This is a genomic window from Synechococcus sp. N19 (assembly GCF_900474045.1).
GTDB lineage: Bacteria > Cyanobacteriota > Cyanobacteriia > PCC-6307 > Cyanobiaceae > Parasynechococcus.
This window is the reverse complement of the sequence record NZ_UCNR01000002.1, coordinates 47,834-68,845: the sequence shown is the minus strand read 5'-3', so window position 1 is coordinate 68,845 and position 21,012 is coordinate 47,834. Positions and strand designations below refer to the sequence as shown.

Annotated in this window: 33 protein-coding genes and 1 tRNA gene; 28 read left to right on the top strand and 6 right to left on the bottom strand. The window is 62.2% G+C overall.

Annotated elements, in window-relative coordinates; translation table 11 throughout:
• The first annotated feature begins 55 nt into the window (after positions 1-55).
• The 3 genes from DXY02_RS00390 to DXY02_RS00380 all read left to right on the top strand — a co-directional run bounded on the left by DXY02_RS00390 (position 56) and on the right by DXY02_RS00380 (position 2,200).
• A complete protein-coding gene (locus DXY02_RS00390) occupies positions 56-1,501 on the top strand; it encodes a helicase (RefSeq protein ID WP_114987293.1) in 1,446 nt (481 codons plus the stop codon).
• Positions 1,502-1,536: 35 nt separating this feature from the next.
• Positions 1,537-1,785 (top strand): DUF2839 domain-containing protein, encoded by a 249-nt coding sequence (locus tag DXY02_RS00385; RefSeq protein ID WP_114987291.1) that lies wholly within the window; start codon positions 1,537-1,539, stop codon positions 1,783-1,785.
• Between the two features lie 70 nt (positions 1,786-1,855).
• Positions 1,856-2,200 (top strand): DUF1815 family protein, encoded by a 345-nt coding sequence (locus DXY02_RS00380; RefSeq protein ID WP_114987287.1) that lies wholly within the window; start codon positions 1,856-1,858, stop codon positions 2,198-2,200.
• Between the two features lie 2 nt (positions 2,201-2,202).
• Here DXY02_RS00380 and recA read toward each other — a convergent pair whose 3' ends face one another.
• The 6 genes from recA to DXY02_RS00350 form a co-directional block, all read right to left on the bottom strand.
• The gene (recA, locus tag DXY02_RS00375; protein WP_025362062.1) at positions 2,203-3,327 is read right to left on the bottom strand and encodes a recombinase RecA; all 1,125 of its coding nucleotides are present in this window, start codon (positions 3,325-3,327) and stop codon (positions 2,203-2,205) included.
• An 86-nt stretch (positions 3,328-3,413) separates the two neighbouring features.
• Positions 3,414-4,163 (bottom strand): HAD family hydrolase, encoded by a 750-nt coding sequence (locus DXY02_RS00370; protein WP_114987285.1) that lies wholly within the window; start codon positions 4,161-4,163, stop codon positions 3,414-3,416.
• A gap of 9 nt (positions 4,164-4,172) precedes the next feature.
• Positions 4,173-4,244: transfer RNA gene (locus DXY02_RS00365), tRNA-Gln, on the bottom strand.
• 102 nt (positions 4,245-4,346) lie between these two features.
• Positions 4,347-5,987: an AAA family ATPase gene (locus DXY02_RS00360; RefSeq protein WP_114987283.1), complete on the bottom strand. Its 1,641-nt coding sequence runs from the start codon at positions 5,985-5,987 to the stop codon at positions 4,347-4,349.
• A 22-nt stretch (positions 5,988-6,009) separates the two neighbouring features.
• The gene (locus DXY02_RS00355) at positions 6,010-7,041 is read right to left on the bottom strand and encodes an LdpA C-terminal domain-containing domain (protein ID WP_114987281.1); all 1,032 of its coding nucleotides are present in this window, start codon (positions 7,039-7,041) and stop codon (positions 6,010-6,012) included.
• A complete protein-coding gene (locus DXY02_RS00350) occupies positions 7,008-7,469 on the bottom strand; it encodes an NAD(P)H-quinone oxidoreductase subunit N (RefSeq protein ID WP_006850745.1) in 462 nt (153 codons plus the stop codon). Before DXY02_RS00350 ends, DXY02_RS00355 begins: the two co-directional genes overlap by 34 nt.
• 381 nt (positions 7,470-7,850) lie before the next feature.
• Here DXY02_RS00350 and rplC point away from each other — a divergent pair, with 381 nt between their 5' ends.
• From rplC to rplQ, 25 genes are all read left to right on the top strand, one after another.
• Positions 7,851-8,507, top strand: coding sequence for a 50S ribosomal protein L3 (rplC, locus tag DXY02_RS00345; RefSeq protein ID WP_114987279.1), 657 nt, complete (start codon positions 7,851-7,853; stop codon positions 8,505-8,507).
• Positions 8,507-9,142 carry a 50S ribosomal protein L4 gene (rplD, locus tag DXY02_RS00340; protein WP_114987276.1) on the top strand — a complete coding sequence of 212 codons (636 nt, stop codon included), beginning with the start codon at positions 8,507-8,509 and terminating at the stop codon, positions 9,140-9,142. Before rplC ends, rplD begins: the two co-directional genes overlap by 1 nt.
• On the top strand, positions 9,135-9,437 hold the full coding sequence (locus tag DXY02_RS00335) for a 50S ribosomal protein L23 (protein ID WP_006850625.1): 303 nt from the start codon (positions 9,135-9,137) through the stop codon (positions 9,435-9,437). Before rplD ends, DXY02_RS00335 begins: the two co-directional genes overlap by 8 nt.
• 15 nt (positions 9,438-9,452) lie before the next feature.
• Positions 9,453-10,316: a 50S ribosomal protein L2 gene (gene rplB / locus DXY02_RS00330; protein ID WP_006851794.1), complete on the top strand. Its 864-nt coding sequence runs from the start codon at positions 9,453-9,455 to the stop codon at positions 10,314-10,316.
• Between the two features lie 35 nt (positions 10,317-10,351).
• Positions 10,352-10,627 carry a 30S ribosomal protein S19 gene (rpsS, locus tag DXY02_RS00325; RefSeq protein WP_006849645.1) on the top strand — a complete coding sequence of 92 codons (276 nt, stop codon included), beginning with the start codon at positions 10,352-10,354 and terminating at the stop codon, positions 10,625-10,627.
• A gap of 3 nt (positions 10,628-10,630) precedes the next feature.
• The gene (rplV, locus tag DXY02_RS00320; RefSeq protein ID WP_114987273.1) at positions 10,631-10,996 is read left to right on the top strand and encodes a 50S ribosomal protein L22; all 366 of its coding nucleotides are present in this window, start codon (positions 10,631-10,633) and stop codon (positions 10,994-10,996) included.
• 20 nt (positions 10,997-11,016) lie between these two features.
• Entirely contained in the window at positions 11,017-11,745 is a 729-nt protein-coding gene (gene rpsC / locus DXY02_RS00315; RefSeq protein ID WP_011363386.1) for a 30S ribosomal protein S3, read from the top strand.
• 16 nt (positions 11,746-11,761) lie between these two features.
• On the top strand, positions 11,762-12,238 hold the full coding sequence (gene rplP, locus DXY02_RS00310) for a 50S ribosomal protein L16 (RefSeq protein ID WP_006851743.1): 477 nt from the start codon (positions 11,762-11,764) through the stop codon (positions 12,236-12,238).
• A gap of 2 nt (positions 12,239-12,240) precedes the next feature.
• The gene (gene rpmC / locus DXY02_RS00305; RefSeq protein WP_114987271.1) at positions 12,241-12,450 is read left to right on the top strand and encodes a 50S ribosomal protein L29; all 210 of its coding nucleotides are present in this window, start codon (positions 12,241-12,243) and stop codon (positions 12,448-12,450) included.
• Between the two features lie 17 nt (positions 12,451-12,467).
• Positions 12,468-12,764 carry a 30S ribosomal protein S17 gene (gene rpsQ / locus DXY02_RS00300; RefSeq protein WP_006850241.1) on the top strand — a complete coding sequence of 99 codons (297 nt, stop codon included), beginning with the start codon at positions 12,468-12,470 and terminating at the stop codon, positions 12,762-12,764.
• Complete coding sequence (gene rplN / locus DXY02_RS00295; RefSeq protein WP_114987269.1) at positions 12,761-13,126, top strand: 50S ribosomal protein L14; 366 nt, start codon at positions 12,761-12,763, stop codon at positions 13,124-13,126. Before rpsQ ends, rplN begins: the two co-directional genes overlap by 4 nt.
• A gap of 2 nt (positions 13,127-13,128) precedes the next feature.
• Positions 13,129-13,485, top strand: a complete 357-nt coding sequence (rplX, locus tag DXY02_RS00290) for a 50S ribosomal protein L24 (protein WP_006852039.1) — start codon at positions 13,129-13,131, stop codon at positions 13,483-13,485.
• Positions 13,486-13,525: 40 nt separating this feature from the next.
• Positions 13,526-14,065, top strand: a complete 540-nt coding sequence (gene rplE, locus DXY02_RS00285) for a 50S ribosomal protein L5 (RefSeq protein ID WP_006851706.1) — start codon at positions 13,526-13,528, stop codon at positions 14,063-14,065.
• 19 nt (positions 14,066-14,084) lie between these two features.
• Positions 14,085-14,486, top strand: a complete 402-nt coding sequence (gene rpsH, locus DXY02_RS00280; RefSeq protein ID WP_006850769.1) for a 30S ribosomal protein S8 — start codon at positions 14,085-14,087, stop codon at positions 14,484-14,486.
• Between the two features lie 14 nt (positions 14,487-14,500).
• On the top strand, positions 14,501-15,040 hold the full coding sequence (rplF, locus tag DXY02_RS00275; RefSeq protein ID WP_114987267.1) for a 50S ribosomal protein L6: 540 nt from the start codon (positions 14,501-14,503) through the stop codon (positions 15,038-15,040).
• A gap of 33 nt (positions 15,041-15,073) precedes the next feature.
• Positions 15,074-15,442 (top strand): 50S ribosomal protein L18, encoded by a 369-nt coding sequence (gene rplR, locus DXY02_RS00270; RefSeq protein ID WP_114987264.1) that lies wholly within the window; start codon positions 15,074-15,076, stop codon positions 15,440-15,442.
• A 14-nt stretch (positions 15,443-15,456) separates the two neighbouring features.
• The gene (gene rpsE / locus DXY02_RS00265; RefSeq protein ID WP_011363379.1) at positions 15,457-16,101 is read left to right on the top strand and encodes a 30S ribosomal protein S5; all 645 of its coding nucleotides are present in this window, start codon (positions 15,457-15,459) and stop codon (positions 16,099-16,101) included.
• Between the two features lie 6 nt (positions 16,102-16,107).
• Positions 16,108-16,563, top strand: a complete 456-nt coding sequence (gene rplO / locus DXY02_RS00260; RefSeq protein ID WP_114987259.1) for a 50S ribosomal protein L15 — start codon at positions 16,108-16,110, stop codon at positions 16,561-16,563.
• 104 nt (positions 16,564-16,667) lie between these two features.
• Positions 16,668-17,987, top strand: a complete 1,320-nt coding sequence (gene secY, locus DXY02_RS00255; RefSeq protein ID WP_114987256.1) for a preprotein translocase subunit SecY — start codon at positions 16,668-16,670, stop codon at positions 17,985-17,987.
• A gap of 52 nt (positions 17,988-18,039) precedes the next feature.
• Positions 18,040-18,591 (top strand): adenylate kinase, encoded by a 552-nt coding sequence (locus tag DXY02_RS00250; protein WP_114987253.1) that lies wholly within the window; start codon positions 18,040-18,042, stop codon positions 18,589-18,591.
• Between the two features lie 46 nt (positions 18,592-18,637).
• Positions 18,638-18,751 carry a 50S ribosomal protein L36 gene (rpmJ, locus tag DXY02_RS00245; protein WP_006850859.1) on the top strand — a complete coding sequence of 38 codons (114 nt, stop codon included), beginning with the start codon at positions 18,638-18,640 and terminating at the stop codon, positions 18,749-18,751.
• Between the two features lie 71 nt (positions 18,752-18,822).
• Complete coding sequence (rpsM, locus tag DXY02_RS00240; RefSeq protein WP_006850466.1) at positions 18,823-19,188, top strand: 30S ribosomal protein S13; 366 nt, start codon at positions 18,823-18,825, stop codon at positions 19,186-19,188.
• A 35-nt stretch (positions 19,189-19,223) separates the two neighbouring features.
• Positions 19,224-19,616: a 30S ribosomal protein S11 gene (gene rpsK / locus DXY02_RS00235; protein ID WP_114987251.1), complete on the top strand. Its 393-nt coding sequence runs from the start codon at positions 19,224-19,226 to the stop codon at positions 19,614-19,616.
• A gap of 47 nt (positions 19,617-19,663) precedes the next feature.
• The gene (locus DXY02_RS00230) at positions 19,664-20,602 is read left to right on the top strand and encodes a DNA-directed RNA polymerase subunit alpha (protein WP_114987249.1); all 939 of its coding nucleotides are present in this window, start codon (positions 19,664-19,666) and stop codon (positions 20,600-20,602) included.
• Between the two features lie 49 nt (positions 20,603-20,651).
• Entirely contained in the window at positions 20,652-21,002 is a 351-nt protein-coding gene (rplQ, locus tag DXY02_RS00225) for a 50S ribosomal protein L17 (RefSeq protein ID WP_006851925.1), read from the top strand.
• Positions 21,003-21,012: the final 10 nt, after the last annotated feature.

Genomic DNA, 21,012 nt, shown 5'->3' with positions numbered 1-21,012 from the left:
GATGGATGGATTGCCATGAACCAATCGCCAGGGGAACCCTGCTTAGGGTTTAACGATGTTGGAAGCCCAGGCCCACCACCAGATCAAAACCCTGCTCCGTCAGGAGGAATCGGACTGGCCCCACCACCTGACCCTGAGCCGGCTGGTGGCACGAAGCCTGAGGCGTCGCGACACAACACTCGTTCAGCTCCCCCCCAGCAGCAGCGAACGCTGGTGGCTCGGTCTGCTGGTGCCGCTGTGCCTGGCTCCCGAAGCGGGGGCGCTGGTGCTGACGCCCCCCCAGCGCCGGCGTCTGCTCCAGCTGGAATTGCCCCGTCTACGCAACCAAGGCCTGAGGCTCCCCTGCTGGCAGGGACCGACCCCTCCGGAGGGTCCACAGCTCTGGCTGATGGATGTTGGCGAGCTGATTCGGGCCCATCGCGACGGGCACTTGGGCCAACGGCAACTGCTTATCCCGGAGATGGATCAGTTGAGCCGGCGGATGCGCAACGCTCTCACCTTGGAGATCGAGCATCAGCACTGGGATGAGCTGCGCCAGGCCTGTCCCCAAGCGGAATCCGGATTGCTGGAACTGCATGACCGCATGAGCCGGCAGCTGTTCGCTGATGCCACGAGGCCCGATGGCGCCGTGCGACTCGAAGGCTCAGCCGGGCAGGCCCTGCGTGACCTGCTCCAGCTGATGCCAGCCAGCCCTGAACCGTGGAACAGCCTCCGCAGCATCAACCCGGCGGAGTGGAGTCAATGGGCTGAACTGGATCACCGGCTGCTCCAGTGGCGCTGGAAGCTGGCCCCCCTCGAACCACTCCAACTGCTGCGGGGGGTGCTGCTGGATCACCCCTGCCTGATGTTCAGCAGCAATGGTGACAACGCCAGGCTTGATCTGGAATTTGAACAGGCCGGCGTTGTCCCCGACGTGCGGGCAACACTGCGGGAACGGGAGCTGAATGAACCGCTCCGCGTCTATGCCCCGCGTCGCCAGCCGCTGCCGAACACCCGGATCTACGCCCAACACCTCCTGGAGGAGAGCAGAAGACTCATCCTTGGCCAGGCGGGGCTCACCCTTGTTCTGATCAATGACGACCAGCTGCGTCGGCAGCTAACCAGCTCCCTGGCTGCGGAATTCGGACGCCGTGTGATGCATGAGTCGACAGCACCCGAAAGCAATGGCGTGGTGACCTGCAACTGGGACTGGTGGCTGGAGCATCAGGAGCAACTGCCGGCCCCAGCACAGCTGATTGTCGGCATGCTCCCCATCGCCAGCCTGGACAATCCGCTCACCTCGGCTCGAGTGGAGCGAATGAAACAGCAGGGAGAGGACTGGTTCCGCACCCTGCTGCTGCCAGAAGCCCTGAGCCTGATCCCTACCGCCATTGCGCCCCTGCGCCGCAGCGGTGGTCGCCTGGCCATCCTCGATGGCCGCCTGCGAGGGCGCAGCTGGGGTGATCAGGTGCTGAATCGACTGGAACCTTGGATTCCATTGCAGCGACTGCTGCCGGAGTGAACAACGCTTAGCCTCCTTGCAACGCTCAGAAGTGCATGGGAGAAGCACGCCGCCGGGCAGCCCAAGGCTTACCCCCTCGTCAACCCAAAGCCAGCACCAAAGCCGTGGACACCTCTCCACGGGTGGTGTCCTGGCTTCCGCTCACCCGCAATCAGACGCAGCAGTTCATGGCGGTGACCACCCGCGGCGCCTGGATCGGAATCGGAGGGATGGTGGTGCTCTGGATCACGGTGCGCTTCATTGGCCCAGCGGCCGGATGGTGGACGCTGGCGGATACCCCCTGAGCAACCGGCTCAACCCAACAAACGAAAACAAAAGAAAACCTTTAGGCTGGGTCTCAATGGAGACTCAGTTATGTTTCCGCGCCTCGCCGAACACTATCGATCCGTTGTTGAAGACCTGGTGATGAGCCTGCAGGCCCTCGCCAGCAGCCTTCAAAGCGCAGGCTTCACAGCCACTTGCTATTCCTGTGGCGACGGCCGCGATGGCCATGGAGCTTCGTTTGTGGCTGACATCGGCGATGGCCACATGGTGCGCTTTCTTGTCTCCGACTTCGGCATCAGCTGGGTTGAATCCCGCAACGGCCGAGAACTGGTGAAGCTGGAGGGAGCAGAAGCCATCCAGGAATTGCAGCGGATGGCCGATTTGGCCCAGGAAGGCCAGGTCCGCGCCATGCAGTCCCTGGCCCAGGCCGCCTGAAATCAGGCCGCCGCCTCTGAGGCCTTGGCAGGAGCCGACTTATCAGCAGCAGCCGTCTTCGCAGCGGCGGCTAGGGGGCGCATCGAATTCGCCTTCACCTCAGAACCTTCTGTCAGCTTCTGACGCACCAACGTTTCGATGGTGGCTGTTGCGTCCGGGTTCTCCTCCATCCAGGAGATGGTGTTGTCGCGACCCTGACCGATGTTGTCTCCCTCGTAGCTGTACCAGGCGCCCTTGCGGACAACAACACCCGTCTCTTCAGCCAGATCCAGCAGACAGCCCAGGGTGCTGATGCCGCGGCCAAAGAGAATGTCGAATTCGGCAATGCGGAAGGGGGGCGCCACCTTGTTCTTCGCCACTTTCACCTTGGCCCTGATGCCGAATTCTTCGGTTCCCTTCTTGAGGGTCTGAATCCGACGGATGTCGAGGCGAACCGAGGCATAGAACTTGAGCGCGTTGCCTCCAGTGGTGGTCTCCGGGTTGCCGTAGGTCACACCAATCTTGAGACGCAGCTGGTTGAGGAAGATGACGGTGCAACCCGACTTGCCGATGTTGCCGGTGATCTTCCGCATCGCCTGGCTCATCAGACGCGCCTGACTGCCAACCGCCAGGTCTCCCATCTCACCTTCGATCTCAGCGCGAGGGGTGAGGGCCGCCACCGAGTCGACAACGACCAGATCCACCGCTGCTGATCGCACCAGTTGATCAACGATCTCCAGCGCCATCTCGCCGGTGTCGGGCTGAGAGACCAGCAGGTTCTCGACGTCAACGCCCAGAGAAGCGGCATAAACGGGATCCAGGGCATGCTCCGCATCCACGAAGGCCGCAACACCACCACGCTTCTGTACCTCAGCAATCGCGTGCAGGGTGAGCGTGGTTTTACCGGAACTTTCCGGGCCGTAGATCTCCACCACACGACCTTTCGGGTAACCACCACCCAAGGCGAGGTCAAGGGTCAGCGCACCGGTGGAAATCGTCTCCACCCGCATGCGGGAGGCATCGCCCAACCGCATGATCGATCCCTTGCCGAAATTGCGCTCGATCTGACCCAGCACCAGATTCAGCGCCTTGTCCCTCTCGCCGGAGGAACGGGGATCGGAAGCGCCGGATTTCATATCTGCAGGCATGAGAAGGACCTGAAACTAAGGAACGAGAGATCCAATGCCACAGAAGCGCCGAATCGTCTCAGGTAGTACAAGCGTACCGTAACGAATCAGGGCCACTGCGCCAGGGGGGCCCGAAAACGATCTGGATGGAGCAGGGCAATCCCTGAGGGAAGACCGCTCTGATCCTGCGGGCGAAGATAGCCCCAACTCACCAGAAAACAGGGCAACTCTTCTAACCCTGGCGTTGAGCGCACCGCCTCCAGCGTCGCCCGGCGGTCTTCCACAAAGCCACACAGCCTTCGCTGCTGCTGAAGCTGAAGCAGAACCTGAGGCTTGGCGCCAGCCTCACGGCCATCCAGGCGCCAAGGGTGCAGGCCAAGGCTGTTCAGCAGTTCAGCTGTGAAGGTCTGGGTTTTGGTGGTCAGAACAGACCAGTCCACCCCCTCAGCCTCCAACTGCTGCAGCCGCTCCACCAGGCCGGGGAAAGGTCGATGCAGCGCCAACCAAGCCGAACGGCTCTGCCGAACGGCTTGATCTCTGGCGTCATCGAGGGCCGCCTGCAACCGCTCCGGCCGCCATCCACGCCGTTGCAGTGCCGAGGCCTGCGCGTCCCCATAGGACTCCAGCCAAACCTGAAGGTTCAGCACCGGCAGCTCTGCGGCCAGCAGAACCATCTCCCAACCGTGATGCACCCACGGCCGCAGCTGTCGGAAAGCGTCAGGCACCTGATCAGGCGTCAAGCCCTCTGGAGCAGCCTCAAGACGACGACAGGCATGCCAGGCACTCCACCAGTACTCCGCCATGCCATCAACGACGACCCCGTCGAAGTCGAAGACCAGGAGGGGGCGATCATTCATGGACGAAAACTGGGCCGCTAGGATTCGAACCTAGGAATGGCGGGACCAAAACCCGCTGCCTTACCACTTGGCGACGGCCCATTAATCCGTTTGAACCGCGACCTGCGGATCACCGGAGTACACATAGTTACCCACAGCAGCCAACCCTTCGTCAATCCACCGGGCGAACCAACCGACGGCCGATCAGCGGGGGAAAACTCTCAGGCGTGACATTTCAGCCTCACCGAAGACATCACTGCGCAATCGGTAACGGCGCACAAGGTCGGCCTGCATCCGGAGAACACGCTCACTGCGAGGCAGCAACTCCACCGGCCTGCCTTGCGGCATCACCACCTGTTCCACCGCAAGCCGGCATTCCTCGAGAGCGGCCAATTCATCGTCCTGAGACGCCCGATCCGGCGGAGTGACCTCTGCGGCTGTTTCGGTGGCCTGACGGCGCAGAAGACGTGCCATGGCACGGGTCACCTGGGGCAGGGTGTCGGACTTGATCACCAGGATCGGGATCCCCAGATCCCTGACCTGACGGCGCAGTGATGGTTGACGACTAAGGCCCAGCCGAACGCTCAACACCACATCAGCCTCACTCAAGTCCTCCACCACCCGCGCCTTCCAACCGTGGGAACGGATGGCCTCTTCCACAACACGAGGTGGAACCCCGCAACAGAGAACCTGCAGATGCTCGGAGCTGGTCTCCTGCGGAGGTGGTTCCTCTGCCGCACGGGCCCCTTGGGCACTGGCTGCAGGCATGGGCACGGGAGCGGAGACCGGCTGATCCGCAAACGACCGTAGAGACGGAGGCCGCAGCAAACCGGAAGCCTGAGGCGGGTCCACCAACTGAACGCCCCCCTCAGGCGTCAGCTCGCGCTCCTGAACCCTTGGCTTCAGGCCCCGGAGCAGTTGATCCACGGTGGCGGCAACGTCGGTGTGCACGGCCCAGCGCTGCCGGCTGTGCATTTCAACCGCCACCGAAAACGTTGGTTCGGCGGCGCGCTCCAACACCGTCTTCTGACTGCGCCGCCGCCGGGCCTCCTCATCCCCGAGGGTGACCGCCTGAATGCCCCCCACCAGATCGCTGAGGGTGGGGTTCTTGATCAGGTTGGCCAAAGCATTGCCGTGGGCTGTGGCGACGAGCACAACACCACGTTCAGCGATGGTGCGCGCGGCCTGCGCCTCCAGCTCCGTGCCGATCTCATCGATCACGATGACTTCGGGCATGTGGTTTTCCACAGCCTCGATCATGGTTTGGTGCTGCAGCTCAGGCCTGGCCACCTGCATGCGGCGGGCCCGACCAATCGCGGGGTGGGGGATATCGCCATCACCGGCGATCTCATTGCTCGTGTCGATCACAACAACGCGCCGCTCCAGCTCATCGGCAAGCACCCTGGCGATCTCGCGCAACGCCGTTGTCTTGCCAACACCCGGGCGCCCCATCAACAACAAGGACTGCCCTCCATCCAGGAGGTCCCGCACCATGGCAACGGTGCCGAACACGGCTCGGCCCACCCGGCAGGTCAAACCGACCACCTCACCCTGACGATTGCGAATCGCGCTGATCCGGTGAAGCGTTCGTTCAATTCCCGCCCGGTTGTCGCCACCGAACTGACCGAGCCTGGCCACCACAGCTGTTAGATCCTCGCGGGACAAAAGCGTGGAACCCAACGCCAGGGCACGGCCCGGATAACGAGCTTCTGGAACCCGACCCAGATCGAGCACCACCTCAAGCAACTGCTCTCGCGCTTCTTCCGGCCGCAACTGCTCCTGCACGGCATCCGGCAGGAGCTCGAGAAGGCGATCCAGATCGTCGGTGACCCGTTGCGTGCCCATGGGATCTGCGCGTTTCAGCCTTCTAGCAAGAGCGCTGCAGCCATGGCGCAACCAATGGACGCGCGAGGGAGAGGGCACGCTTCCAACCCTCGGGCCATTGCCACAGGGCAAGGCCACGGGTTTGCGCCTCATCCAGCACAGGCATCAGCAAGCGACGGGCCACACCACCAAAGGCGATGCCAGCCGGCCGCTCCGTCGGACGCAAGAACTCCAGCGTTGCGGCGTTGGTACCACCGGCCAGCTGCAGCGGGCCTGGCGGGGCCAGACTCCGCATGGCACGCCAGAGCTGAACTGCAGCCCGCGCGGTGCCAGCCCCCACATCGCCGCTCATCGGACGCCCATCCAGCTGCCAGAGGGGTCTGTACCCGGCTTGCCGCAGGCGGGAATAGCGACGCCAAAGCAAATCAGCCAACTGATCGGCCTTCACGCCGTGGCCCTCCAAGCCGGAGCTCACAGCCAAGCGCCGCAAGGGAACCTTGTGCTGCTGAAGGCTTTGGATCAGCGTTGCGAACCCCTCGTCATGCCCATATGCGGTGTGAATCTCCACAGCATCGGGCTGAATCGATTGGAGCAGGGAGATCACCTGCTCAGGGGCCAAACGGTGGTCGCGCTCCTCGATCAACCCATGGGGGCAAGCCGGCAGGCAGCGGCCGCAGCCATAGCAACGCTGCTGGTCGATGCCAGCAGCGGGAGGAATCGCTGACGCCGGACAAATCCTTTCGCAGGGCCGCGGACAGTCCACAGGGCAGCGGCCAGGATCGAACCAGGCCTTGCGGAAGTGAGCATCGGTGCCATCGCTGAGGCTCACCATCAGCCAGGGGCGACGCCCTGTTTGCGCCTCAGCCCAGTCCAGGCCGCGACGCGCTGCCAGGGCAACCGCTGGATCGGCCGCCACATCAACGCAATGAACGCCAACAGCCGCGAAAACTGCGGTCAGGTCGGCAATGGCCGGCAGATCCTGGTTGCTTGCTCCACAGATCAGCTTGACCCAGCGGCCCTGAACGAGGGCGTCGTCAGGCGTCAGGCCTTCAGATATGTGGTCATCGGTTCCCACTTCAGGCTGCGAGCACCACCCATCTCCACGATGATGCGTAAACGCGGTTCGCGCTTGCAGAGATCGCAGAGCGAAAGAAGTTCGGAGCGCGAGAGCACCTGGCCTTCCAGCAGCCAGAGAGCCACGGGAGCATCACCTTCAAACAGGTCGCCGAGCTGGGGAGCCACCTCCTGCACTTCTCCCACAGCAGCACCACGACCAACACTTTGATGGCCGAGATGGGGCGGACGAATGCCGTGCTTCTGGGTGAGAAACACCTCCGGGTCACCAAGACCACGGGCCGAAGTCATGCGGGTGCTGTAACCGGCGCCGCGCAGACGTCTTAATAGACGGGTTTCTGCACCGCCTTCGAGCGGAGCCTGAACCGCCAGACAGCCATTGGCTTCGAGATCACGGCGAAATGCCTGACCGGTGAGAAGCAGAGGCATGGCAGCTACAGGGATTGGAGGAGATTCTGGCAGCAGGCAGAGGGATCAGGGGAGGGGGAAGGTCGGTGTTGTAGGTTCGTTGTTTGTTCTGTGTTTCTGTGCCCGTCCGCTAGCCGGGCCTCCAGTCGGCAGAACAGATTCGACGATTGCGTCGAATCCCCAGGCCAGTACGGAAGCTTTCTTCGGAAATCTCCGTCGGGAAACTGCAACAGCACATCGTGCAGATGCAAGTCCCAGCCTCGCTGAATCGTTCGCTAGCCCATTCGAATCCACTCCTTCGGGAGTTCCGCTTCGAACCACGTCTGCGTCCAATCGATCAGCACCTGACCCCATGCGGTTCTCCGCCTGGTGGTTGTCCACGCTGGCGCTTCCTCCCCATCCATGTCCATCGGCATCCTCGGGAAGAAGCTGGGTATGTCCCAGTTCTTCGACGAGCAGGGCAGAGCTGTTCCGGTCACCTTGATCGAAGCCGGCCCCTGCCGCATCACCCAACTCAAAAACGACGACACTGACGGTTATTCCGCAGTGCAGATCGGCTTTGGCGAAACCCGCGAGAAGCTGATCAACAAGCCCGCCCAGGGTCACCTCAACAAATCCGGTGAGAGCCTTCTGCGTCATCTGCGCGAATACCGCGTCGACAGCGTTGAAGGTCTTGAACTCGGTGGCGCCATCACCGTCGGCGATTTCGAAGCCGGCCAAAAGGTGGACGTCAGCGGTGACACCGTCGGCCGCGGCTTCGCTGGCTACCAGAAGCGCCACGGCTTCAGCCGGGGTCCGATGACCCACGGTTCGAAGAACCACCGCGAGCCCGGTTCGACCGGTGCCGGTACGACCCCGGGCCGCATCTATCCCGGAAAGCGGATGGCCGGTCGCTACGGCGGCAAGAAAATCACCACCCGCGGCCTGACCATCCTCAAGGTGGACAGCAAGCACAACCTGCTGGTGGTGAAGGGATCCGTGCCCGGCAAGCCTGGTGCGCTGCTCAACATCCGCCCGGCCTTGCGCGTGGGCGCCAAGCCCGCCAAAGGAGGTAAGTGATGGCCAGTTGTGTCGTTCGTGATTGGCAGGGCAAGGAAGCCGGCAAGGCAACCCTGGACCTGAAGGTGGCCAAAGAGACCACCGCCGTTGACCTGATGCATCGGGCCGTTCTGCGTCAGCAGGCCCATGCACGCCAAGGAACCGCCAGCACCCTCACCCGCTCAGAAGTGCGCGGTGGTGGTCGCAAGCCCTACAAGCAGAAAGGAACTGGTCGGGCCCGTCAGGGATCGATCCGCACTCCTCTGAAACCCGGCGGCGGCATCATCTTTGGACCCAAGCCCCGCACGTACAACCTTGCGATGAACCGCAAGGAGCGTCGTCTGGCCCTGCGCACCGCGCTGATGGCCCGCATTGACGATGTGACCGTCGTGAAGGACTTCGGTGCTTCGCTGGAGGCCCCCAAGACCCGTGAGATCACAGATGCTCTGGGTCGCCTCGGTGTTGCTGCCGGCTCCAAGGTGCTCATCGTTCTGACGAACCCCTCCGATGTTGTGCGCCGTTCTGTGCGCAACCTGGAGAAAGTCAAGTTGATCTCCGCAGATCAGCTGAACGTCTTCGACCTGCTCCACGCCAATGCTCTGGTGCTGGGCGAGGAAGCTCTCGCAACCATCCAGGAGGTCTACGGCGATGACTGAACGTTTCCAAGGACGCCTGGCGGATGTGATCCGCCGTCCCCTGATCACCGAGAAGGCCACCCGCGCCCTCGAAATCAACCAGTACACCTTCGAGGTGGACCACCGCGCCGCAAAGCCCGACATCAAGGCCGCCATTGAGCAGCTCTTCGATGTGAAGGTCACCGGCATCAGCACCATGAATCCCCCGCGACGCTCCCGTCGCATGGGTCGCTTCGCCGGCAAACGTGCCCAGGTGAAGAAAGCCGTGGTGCGCCTGGCGGAGGGCAACTCGATCCAACTCTTCCCTGAGTCCTGAGGGGTCTGAATCGTCATGGCAATCCGTAATTTCCGCCCCTACACCCCCGGTACCCGCACCCGGGTGGTCACTGATTTCAGTGAGATCACCAGCCGCAAGCCGGAGCGGACCCTGGTGGTGGCCAAACACCGCCGCAAGGGCCGCAACAACCGCGGTGTGATCACCTGCCGCCACCGCGGTGGTGGCCACAAGCGCCTCTATCGCGTGGTGGATTTCCGTCGCAACAAGCACGGTGTCCCCGCCAAGGTGGCCGCGATTCACTACGACCCGCATCGCAACGCGCGTCTGGCACTGCTCTTCTACGCCGATGGCGAGAAGCGCTACATCCTTGCTCCTGCAGGAGTTCAGGTGGGCCAGACCGTGGTCTCCGGCCCTGATGCCCCGATCGAAAACGGCAACGCCATGCCGTTGTCCTCGGTGCCCCTCGGTTCGGCGGTTCACTGCGTTGAGCTCTACGCCGGTCGTGGTGGCCAGATGGTCCGTACCGCCGGTGCCAGTGCCCAGGTGATGGCGAAAGAAGGCGACTACGTCGCTCTGAAGCTGCCCTCCACTGAGGTTCGCCTGGTTCGCCGCGAGTGCTACGCCACCCTCGGCGAGGTCGGTAACTCCGAGATGCGCAACACAAGCCTGGGTAAGGCCGGTCGTCGCCGCTGGCTCGGTCGCCGTCCTCAGGTTCGAGGCAGTGTGATGAACCCCTGCGATCACCCCCACGGTGGTGGTGAGGGTCGTGCACCGATCGGCCGTTCCGGACCGGTGACCCCCTGGGGCAAACCCGCCCTCGGTCTCAAGACCCGCAAGCGGAACAAACCCAGCAACCAATACGTGCTCCGGAAGCGTCGCAAGACCTCCAAGCGGAGCCGTGGCGGACGCGATTCCTGATGCAAACCATCACTTATCCGCTTGCTTAAACCGTTATGGGACGTTCACTCAAAAAAGGTCCGTTTATTGCCGACAGCCTGCTTCGCAAGGTTGAAAAGCAGAACGACAACGACGACAAGTCTGTGATCAAGACCTGGTCACGGGCCTCCACGATCCTGCCGATGATGATCGGCCACACGATCGCGGTTCACAACGGCCGCACCCATGTGCCGGTGTTCATCACCGAGCAGATGGTGGGCCACAAGCTGGGAGAGTTCGCTCCCACCCGCACCTTCAAGGGCCACATCAGAGACAAGAAAGGAGGCCGCTAAACCATGACATCGTCAACCCAAACGGCACCCACCGCCCAGGCTCACGGTCGCTTCATCCGAGGCTCCGTGTCGAAGGTGCGCCGTGTGCTCGACCAAATCCGTGGCCGCACCTATCGCGACGCGCTGATCATGCTCGAGTTCATGCCCTACCGCTCCACTGGCCCGATCACCAAGGTGCTCCGGTCTGCGGTGGCCAACGCTGAGCACAACCTCGGTCTCGACCCCTCATCTCTGGTGATCTCGAGCGCGACCGCTGACATGGGCCCCTCCATGAAGCGCTATCGCCCCCGCGCCCAGGGCCGGGCTTACCAGATCAAGAAACAGACCTGCCACATCAGCATTGCTGTGGCGGCTCAGACCGATTCCTGACCCCCGAGGACTCTGACCCAATGGGACACAAAATCAACCCAACCGGTCTGCGCCTGGGGATCACCCAGGAACACCGGTCACGCTGGTACGCCTCCAGCAAGAACTATCCGGCCCTCCTCCAGGAGGACGACCGGATTCGCAAGTTCATCCACAAGAAGTACGGCTCCGCCGGCATCAGCGATGTGCTGATCGCCCGCAAGGCCGATCAACTGGAGGTTGAACTCAAGACCGCACGCCCCGGCGTGCTAGTCGGCCGTCAAGGCAGCGGCATCGAAGAGCTTCGCTCCGGCATTCAGAAGACCATCGGCGACTCCAGTCGTCAGGTGCGAATCAATGTTGTCGAGGTCGAACGCGTCGACGGTGATGCCTTTCTCCTTGCCGAGTACATCGCCCAGCAGCTGGAGAAGCGTGTGGCCTTCCGCCGCACCATCCGCATGGCTGTGCAGCGCGCTCAGCGTGCCGGCGTTCTGGGTCTGAAGATCCAGGTGTCCGGTCGCCTGAACGGTGCTGAGATCGCCCGGACGGAATGGACCCGCGAGGGTCGGGTGCCCCTGCACACCCTGCGTGCCGACATCGACTACGCCACCAAGGTGGCCAGCACGACCTACGGCGTGCTCGGCATCAAGGTTTGGGTGTTCAAGGGCGAAGTGCTGAGCGAACAGGCTCAGCCCATGCCGGTGGGTGCTGCCCCCCGGCGCCGGGCCAGCCGTCGGCCCCAACAGTTCGAAGACCGCTCAAACGAGGGTTGAACAGGAGGCCTGAACCATGCTGAGTCCAAAACGCGTCAAATTCCGTAAGCAGCAGCGAGGCCGCATGCGCGGCGTCGCCACCCGGGGCAACACCATTGCCTTCGGACAATTCGCGCTGCAGGCACAGGAATGTGGCTGGATCACCTCGCGACAGATCGAGGCCAGCCGTCGTGCCATGACCCGCTACGTCAAGCGTGGCGGGAAAATCTGGATCCGGATCTTCCCCGACAAGCCGGTCACCATGCGCGCTGCCGAAACCCGGATGGGTTCCGGTAAGGGCAACCCAGAATTCTGGGTGGCGGTGATCAAGCCCGGCCGGATCCTGTTCGAGATGGGCGGTGATGAAATCACCCCCGAAATCGCCAAGGAAGCCATGCGCCTCGCGCAATACAAGCTTCCCGTGAAGACCAAGTTCATCCAACTGGATGAGCAGGAGAAGTCAGCTGGTGCCAAGGCTCCGGCAGCTTCTGAAGCCGTCACCGTGGAGTCCTGACCATGGCCCGTCCCAACGCCGCCGATGTGCGCAGCCTGTCCGATTCGGACATCAACGAACAGATCGACAACCTGCGCCGCGAGCTGTTCCAACTCCGTTTCCAGCAGGCCACGCGCCAGCTCGCTAACACGCACCGTTTCAAAGAGGTCCGCATCAAGCTGGCCCAGCTGCTGACGGTGCAGTCGGAGCGCCAGCGCTCCACCGCCTCCTGATCCCCCACTCCGTAACCATGGCAGTCAAGGAAAGGATCGGCACCGTCGTCAGCGACAAGATGGAAAAAACGGTGGTGGTCGCGGTGGAAAGCCGCTTCCCACACCCCATCTATCAAAAGACGGTCAGCCGTACCACCCGTTACAAGGCTCACGACGAAGACAACACCTGTCGCGTCGGTGACCGCGTTCGCATCACTGAAACCCGTCCGATGAGCCGCCAAAAGCGGTGGGCCATCGCCGAGGTTCTCAGCCACAGCCCGAAAGCTGCAGCTGAGGAAGCCAACAAGGCTGAAGCTCAGGAGGTGAAGCAGTGATCCAGCAGGAGTCCTATCTCACCGTTGCCGACAACAGCGGCGCCAAGCGCATTCAGTGCATTCGCGTCCTCGGCACCAACCGTCGCTATGCCCACGTGGGCGACGTGATCGTTGCCGCCGTGAAGGATGCCGCCCCCAACATGGGCGTCAAAAAGTCCGACGTAGTGAAGGCCGTTGTGGTGCGCACCAAAGCCACCATGCGTCGTGAAACCGGAAACTCGATCCGTTTCGACGACAACGCCGCCGTCATCATCAACGACGACAAAAACCCGAAAGGCACCCGCGTCTTCGGACCGGTGGCCCGTGAGCTGCGTGACCGCAGCTTCACCAAAATCGTGTCCCTCGCTCCGGAGGTGATCTGACCATGGCGACTGCAACCACCAAGGCCAAGGCCACCGAGCGCATCAAGATGCGCATCCGCAAGGGCGACACCGTTCAGGTGATCGCCGGCAAGGACAAGGGCAAAACCGGTGCCGTTCTGCGCACCCTGCCCAACGAAAACCGTGTCGTCGTGGAGGGCGTGAACATGCGCACCCGCCACGAAAAGCCCACCCAGGAGGGCGAGACCGGCCGCATCGTGACGGAGGAAGCTTCCCTGCATGCCTCCAACGTGATGCTGTATTCCACCGACAAAAAGGTGGCCAGCCGAGTTGAAATCGTCGTCGAGAAGGACGGCACCAAGAAGCGCCGGCTGAAGAAAACCGGTGAAGTCCTCGACTGATCCCGACTTCTGACCACGCCCAGAAGCACCCCAACCCGTTATGTCACTCAAGAAGCGCTACCGGGAGACCATCCAGCCCAAGCTGCAGAAGGATCTCTCCCTCACGAACATCCATGAAGTCCCCAAGGTGGTGAAAGTCACCGTCAACCGGGGGCTCGGCGAAGCCGCCGCCAATGCCAAGTCCCTCGAGGCTTCGGTGAATGAGCTGGCACAGATCACCGGCCAGAAGGTCGTTGTGACCCGTGCCAAAAAAGCCATCGCCGGCTTCAAGATTCGGCAGGGCATGCCGATCGGCTGTGCCGTCACCCTCCGTGGCGATCGGATGTATGCCTTCCTCGAGCGCCTAATCAACCTGGCGCTGCCCCGCATCCGCGACTTCCGCGGGGTCAGCCCCAAGAGTTTCGATGGCCGCGGCAATTACACCCTTGGGGTGCGCGAACAGATCATTTTCCCTGAGATCTCCTTCGACAAGATCGATGCGATCCGGGGCATGGACATCACCATCGTGACCACTGCCCGTTCGGACGAAGAGGGCCGGGCCCTCCTCCGCGAGATGGGAATGCCGTTCCAGAGCAACTGAGCCCTCCCCGTCGACACCTATGGCCAACCACGACCCCATTTCCGACATGCTCACCCGCATTCGCAATGCGAGTGAGAAACGTCACGAAACCACCAAGATCCCCGCTTCGCGGATGACCCGCAGCATCGCCAAGGTGCTGCAGCAGGAAGGCTTCATCTCCGAGATCAGCGAGCAGGGTGAAGGCGTTCGCACCGAACTGGTGCTCGCCCTCAAGTACAGCGGCAAGCACAGGCTGCCCACCATCCGCTCCATGCAGCGGGTCAGCAAGCCCGGTCTCCGCATCTACAAGAACACTCGCGGCCTGCCCAAAGTCCTCGGCGGACTGGGCGTGGCGATCATCTCCACCTCCAAAGGTGTGATGAGCGACCGCGACGCCCGTCGTGAGGGCGTCGGTGGCGAAGTGCTCTGTTACGTCTACTGATCCGGAGCTGAACCATGTCACGAATCGGCAAAAACCCTGTTCCCGTCCCCGAAAAGGTCACGGTTTCCCTCGACGGTCTCACCGTCAAGGTGAAAGGACCCAAAGGCGAACTGGAGCGCACCCTTCCTGAAGGCGTCAGCGTCAGCCAGGACAACAACACCATCGTGGTCTCCCCCACGAGCACCAAGCGCATCTCCCGTGAGCGCCACGGCCTGAGCCGCACCCTCGTCGCCAACATGATCGAGGGTGTCAGCAACGGCTACAGCAAAGCCCTGGAGATCGTTGGTGTGGGCTCCCGTGCCCAGGTCAAAGGCAAAACTCTCGTAGTGAGTGCTGGATACAGCCATCCCGTCGAGATGGAAGCCCCTGAAGGCATCACCTTCAAGGTGGAGAACAACACCAAGGTGATCGTCTCCGGCATCGACAAGGAGCTGGTGGGCAACGAAGCCGCCAAGGTCCGCGCCATCCGTCCGCCCGAGCCCTACAAGGGCAAAGGCATCAAGTACGAGGGCGAGCGCATCCTGCGCAAGGCAGGCAAGTCCGGCAAGAAATAAGCCTTGTCCTGACGTTCCTTCCCTTCACCCACCATGTCCCAACTGTCCCGTAAACAGCAGACGCAAAAACGCCACCGGCGTCTGCGTCGTCACATCACCGGAACCTCAGACCGTCCGCGTCTGGCCGTGTTCCGCTCCAACAACCACATCTACGCCCAGGTCATCGACGACGCGGCCCAGAGCACACTCTGCTCCGCCTCCACCGTTGACAAGGAGCTGCGCGCCGGCCTCAAGGCTCCGGCTGGCAGCTGCGACGCCTCTGTCGCCGTCGGCGAGCTGGTCGCCAAGCGCGCCATCGCCAAAGGCATCCAGCAGGTGGTGTTCGACCGCGGCGGAAATCTGTACCACGGCCGGATTAAAGCCCTCGCCGATGCCGCCCGGGAAGCGGGCCTTCAGTTCTGATTCCTGCTCAACCCATGACAGATTCCTCCCCCCAATCCAATCCCAACGCCGTGCCGGGTGCGGCCGACGTTCCAGCGGCAGCCGAAGGGCAGCAGCAACAGGAACAGCGCCGCGGCCGTGGCGACCGTGATGGTCGTCGTGGCGACCGGCGTGGTGGCCGTCGCGGCCAGGAACGCGATTCCGAATGGCAAGAGCGCGTGGTTCAGATCCGCCGCGTCTCCAAGACCGTGAAAGGCGGTAAGAAGATGAGCTTCCGGGCCATCGTGGTTGTCGGCAACGAGAAAGGCCAGGTCGGCGTTGGCGTCGGCAAGGCCGGTGATGTGATCGGTGCCGTCCGCAAGGGTGTTGCCGATGGCAAGAAGCACCTCGTCAAAGTGCCGTTGACCCGCCACAACTCCATTCCGACCCTCTCCAATGGTCGTGATGGTGCTGCCAGCGTGCTCATCCGCCCTGCAGCCCCTGGTACCGGTGTGATCGCTGGCGGTTCCATCCGCACAGTGCTCGAACTCGCCGGCATCAAGAATGTCCTGGCCAAGCGCCTGGGCAGCAAGACCCCCCTGAACAATGCACGGGCTGCCATGGTGGCCCTGTCGCTTCTCCGCACCCACAAGGAGACGGCGAAGGAACGGGGAATCTCCCTCGAACAGATCTATTCCTGATTCGCGATGACTCTCCGACTCGATTCCCTCAAATCCAACAAGGGCGCTCGTCGCCGCAAATTGCGCAAGGGCCGCGGCATCGCCGCTGGTCAGGGTGCCAGCTGCGGCTTCGGTATGCGCGGCCAGAAATCCCGTTCGGGTCGCCCCACGCGCCCCGGCTTCGAGGGTGGCCAAATGCCTCTGTACCGCCGGGTGCCGAAGCTGAAGCACTTCCCCCTGGTGAATCCCAAGTTCTTCACCGTGCTCAACGTTTCTGCGTTAAGCGACCTGAAGGACGGCAGCACCGTCAACTTGGATTCCCTGGTCAAGGACGGCATCGTGACCAGCCCCAAGCATCCTCTGAAGATGCTCGGCAACGGTGAACTGAAAGCCAAAAAGCTGACAGTGCAAGCCGCGGCGTTCACCGCCTCGGCCCGCACCAAGATCGAAGCCGCAGGCGGAACCTGCGAAATCCTCGACTAATCAAGGGCTCGTCCCCAAGTCAGCCCTAGGGTCTGTGCCGTCCGCTGGATTTCGATCCACGGGCGGCTTCTTGGCTTTTCGCCCAACTTCACTTTCTTCCGGACATGCTCGTCAGTCGGGGTCGCAACCCCAACGCCTCCGAAGTGATCGGCCAGCTGATCACCAACCCTGGGCTCCGCAGTCGCGTGCTCACCACACTCGGCCTGCTGTTGTTGGTGCGTCTTGGGATTTACATCCCAATGCCCGGAATCGATCGGGAAGCGTTCAAGCAATTCATCGATCAAGGCGGACAGCTGATCGGTTTTCTCGACATCTTCACCGGCGGCGGGATCTCCACCCTGGGCATCTTTGCCCTGGGGATCCTGCCCTTCATCAACGCCTCGATCATCCTCCAGTTGCTTACCGCAGCGCTGCCGCAGCTGGAAGACCTCCAGAAGAATGAAGGCGAGGCTGGCCGTCGCAAGATCGCCCAGATCACCCGTTATGTGGCGCTCGGTTGGGGTCTCGTCCAGAGCGTCGTCTTCGCCATGATCCTGCGCCAATACGCCGTGGAAGGTCTGAGCGAAGTGACCTTTGTGGTGCAGACGGCACTGGCCCTGGTGACCGGCTCGATGGTGGTGATGTGGCTGAGTGAAGTGATCACGGAGCGAGGCATCGGCCAGGGGGCTTCCCTGGTGATTTTTCTGAACATCGTCGCCACCCTGCCGCGCACCCTCGGCGCCACGATCGAAGCCGCTCAAACCGGTGATAGGGACACCGTGCTGGGCATCATTGTTCTGATGCTGGTGTTCCTGGCCACGATCGTTGGAATCATCTTCGTGCAGGAGGGAGCTCGCCGTATCCCCATCGTCAGCGCCAAGCGCCAGGTGGGTGGAGCAGGTGTGCTCCCCACGCGTCAGAGCTATTTGCCGCTCAAGCTGAATGCCGGCGGTGTGATGCCGATCATTTTCGCTTCAGCCCTGATTTTCCTGCCGGTCACCATCGCCAACCTCACCAAGAGTGAGTGGTTGATCCGTGCGGCCAGTGCCCTGAATCCTGGGGCAGCTAACCCCTGGCCATACGCACTCACATTTTTTGCGTTGATCCTGGGCTTCTCTTATTTCTATGCCTCTCTCACGGTGAATCCCGCTGACATCGCCACCAACCTGAAACGGGGTGGTGTGGCGATTCCAGGCGTTCGCCCCGGCAGCGCCACGGCCACTTATCTCTCAGGAGTCCAGAACCGCCTCACCCTGCTGGGTGGTCTGTTCCTCGGCGCCGTCGCCATCATTCCCGCGGCCGTCGAACGCGCCACGAATGTGCAGACCTTCCAGGGGCTTGGCGCCACATCACTGCTGATCCTTGTCGGTGTGGCCATCGACACGGCCAAGCAGGTGCAGACCTATGTGATCTCACAACGCTACGAAGGCCTCGTTCGCCAGTGAGCGCTGCTGGGCAGCGCACCTTCCGTTCACGTCACCTCACGCTTACGCAACCATGAAAAATCGCTTGCTCTTTCTTGGCCCTCCCGGAGCCGGCAAAGGCACCCAAGCCGCTCGGCTGTGCGATGCCAACAGCATGAAGCATCTGTCCACAGGCGATCTGCTGCGCTCTGAAGTGGCAGCCGGCAGCGATCTGGGCAAAGAAGCTGAAGCGGTGATGAACCGCGGCGAACTGGTGAGCGACGCCCTTGTGCTGGCGATTGTGGAAAGCCAGATGAAGGCTCTCACCACCGATGGCTGGCTGCTGGATGGGTTCCCGCGCACGGTGCCCCAGGCTGAAGCACTCGAACCCCTGCTGACCGAATTGCAGCAACCCATCCAGGCCGTGGTTCTGCTGGAGCTGGATGACGCCGTTTTGATTGAACGGCTGTTGGCCCGCGGTCGCGCCGACGACAACGAAGCGGTGATCCGCAATCGCCTGGAGGTTTACCGCGAGAAAACCGCACCCCTGATTCGCTTCTATAGCGACAAGGGTCTCCTCGTTTCCGTCCCCGCCCAGGGCACAGTCGAGGAGATCACCAAGCGGATCGAGTCCGTTCTCGGTTGACCGGCATGGTAACGTTGCCGTTTGGAAATTTGGAGAGCCACGCCTCATGAAGGTGCGCAGCTCAGTGAAAAAAATGTGTGACAAGTGCCGGGTGATCCGTCGCCACGGCAAGGTCATGGTCATTTGCGCCAACCCCAAGCACAAACAGCGCCAGGGCTGATCCCCCGCTGTTCTGAAACATTCCTCGCCTCCAGGACTACGGAGGCATCTGTCCTTTTCAACTAAACGAACGTGGCACGGATCGCCGGCGTTGACATTCCCCGCGACAAGCGGATCGAAGTGTCCCTCACCTACATCTACGGAGTTGGTCTCACCCGCTCACAGGCCATCCTGGCCAAAACCGGCGTGAACCCCGACATCCGGGTGAAAGATCTGGAGGACGGAGATCTTCAGAAGCTCCGCAACGCCATGGAGGAATACACCCTCGAAGGCGATCTGCGCCGTCAGGAGGGCATGGCCCTCAAGCGCCTGCAGGACATCGGCTGCGTCCGTGGCCGTCGCCACCGCATGAGCCTTCCCGTTCGTGGCCAACGCACCCGCACCAACGCACGCACCCGCCGCGGCGCGCGGAAAACTGTGGCCGGCAAGAAGAAGTAAGTCCTCTACATCCCTATTCCTGACTGCATACGGCCATGGCTAAAACCGTCAAAAAATCCGGCCCCAAGAAGGCCAAGCGCAACGTCCCGAACGGCGTCGCTCACATCCAGAGCACCTTCAACAACACCATCGTGTCCATCACCGACACCGCCGGTGAGGTGATTTCCTGGTCGTCTGCAGGTGCCAGTGGCTTCAAAGGTGCTCGCAAAGTCACCCCCTTCGCGGCTCAAACCGCTGCAGAAGCAGCAGCACGTCGCGCCCTTGACCAAGGCATGCGTCAGATCGAAGTGCTGGTAAGGGGTCCTGGCTCAGGCCGTGAGACCGCCATCCGTGCTCTCCAGGTTGCTGGCCTCGAAATCACTCTGATTCGAGACGTCACCCCCCTGCCCCATAACGGTTGCCGCCGGCCCAAGCGCCGCCGCGTCTGAACCGAGCTGATTTCCGTCCGGTTTCACCCCTTACCCCGATTCAGACCGTGTTGCAGTACCAGATTGATCGCATTGAGCATCAGGTGGCCGAGGATCGCGCCCAGTCCGGCGTTTTCCTGATCGGTCCCCTCGAGCGTGGCCAGGCCACGACCCTGGGCAACGCGCTGCGTCGCGTGCTGATGGGTGGGCTGGAAGGCAGTGCTGTCACCGCCATCCGGATTGCAGGTGTCAATCACGAATACGCCACGGTTCCTGGGGTCCGTGAAGACGTTCTCGACATCCTGCTGAACTGCAAGGAGCTCACCGTCAACAGCCGTTCGGCCGAACTCGAGATTGGTCGTCTCGTGGTGGCTGGTCCCGCGGAAGTGAAGGCTGGAGATCTTCAGTTCTCCTCTCAGGTGCAGGTGGTGGACGCCGATCGTCCGATCGCCACCGTGGCCGACGGCCACAGCCTCGAGCTGGAAGTGCACGTCGAGCGCGGCGTTGGCTATCGCCCGGTGGATCGTCACAACGAAGAAACCAGTGCCATCGATCTGCTCCAGATCGATGCCGTGTTCATGCCCGTGACCCGGGTCAACTTCACCATCGACGAAACCGCCGTTGCCGAAGGCGGTTCGGCCCGCGAGCGCCTGCGGATGGAGATCGTCACCGACGGCTCCATTACCCCCGACGACGCCCTGGCTCAATCAGCCAATCAATTGATTGAGCTGTTCCAGCCGCTGGCCACGGTCACTCTCGTGGAGGAAGTTCCTGCTGAACCCGAGCCCTCGGCGGAAGCACAGATTCCTCTTGAGGAACTGAACCTTTCGGTTCGCGCCTACAACTGCCTCAAGCGGGCCCAGGTCAACTCCGTGTCTGACCTGATGGGCTTCAGCTACGAGGATCTTCTGGAGATCAAGAACTTCGGTTCCAAATCCGCTGATGAAGTGATCGAAGCCCTCGAGCGCATCGGCATCTCCATCCCCCAGAGCCGCACTTCTGCATAACTGCAGAACGGCCTGAACGTCCTTTTTCGTCTTCGTCACCGACAGAACCATGCGTCATCAATGCCGAGTTCCTCAGCTGGGACGTCCAGCTGACCAGCGCAAGGCAATGCTGCGCGCCCTGACCACCCAGCTGATTCGCGAAGGTCGGGTCACCACCACCAAGGCACGGGCCAAAGCGCTTCGCGACGAAGCCGAGCGCATGATCACCCTGGCCAAGGACGGCAGCCTCGCCTCCCGTCGCCGGGCCATGGGTTACATCTACGACAAGCAGCTGGTGCATGCACTGTTCGACAAGGCTCCCAACCGCTACAGCGATCGCAAGGGTGGCTACACCCGCATCACCCGCACCGTTCCCCGTCGTGGCGACAACGCCGAGATGGCCATCATTGAACTGGTCTGATCAGACCTCA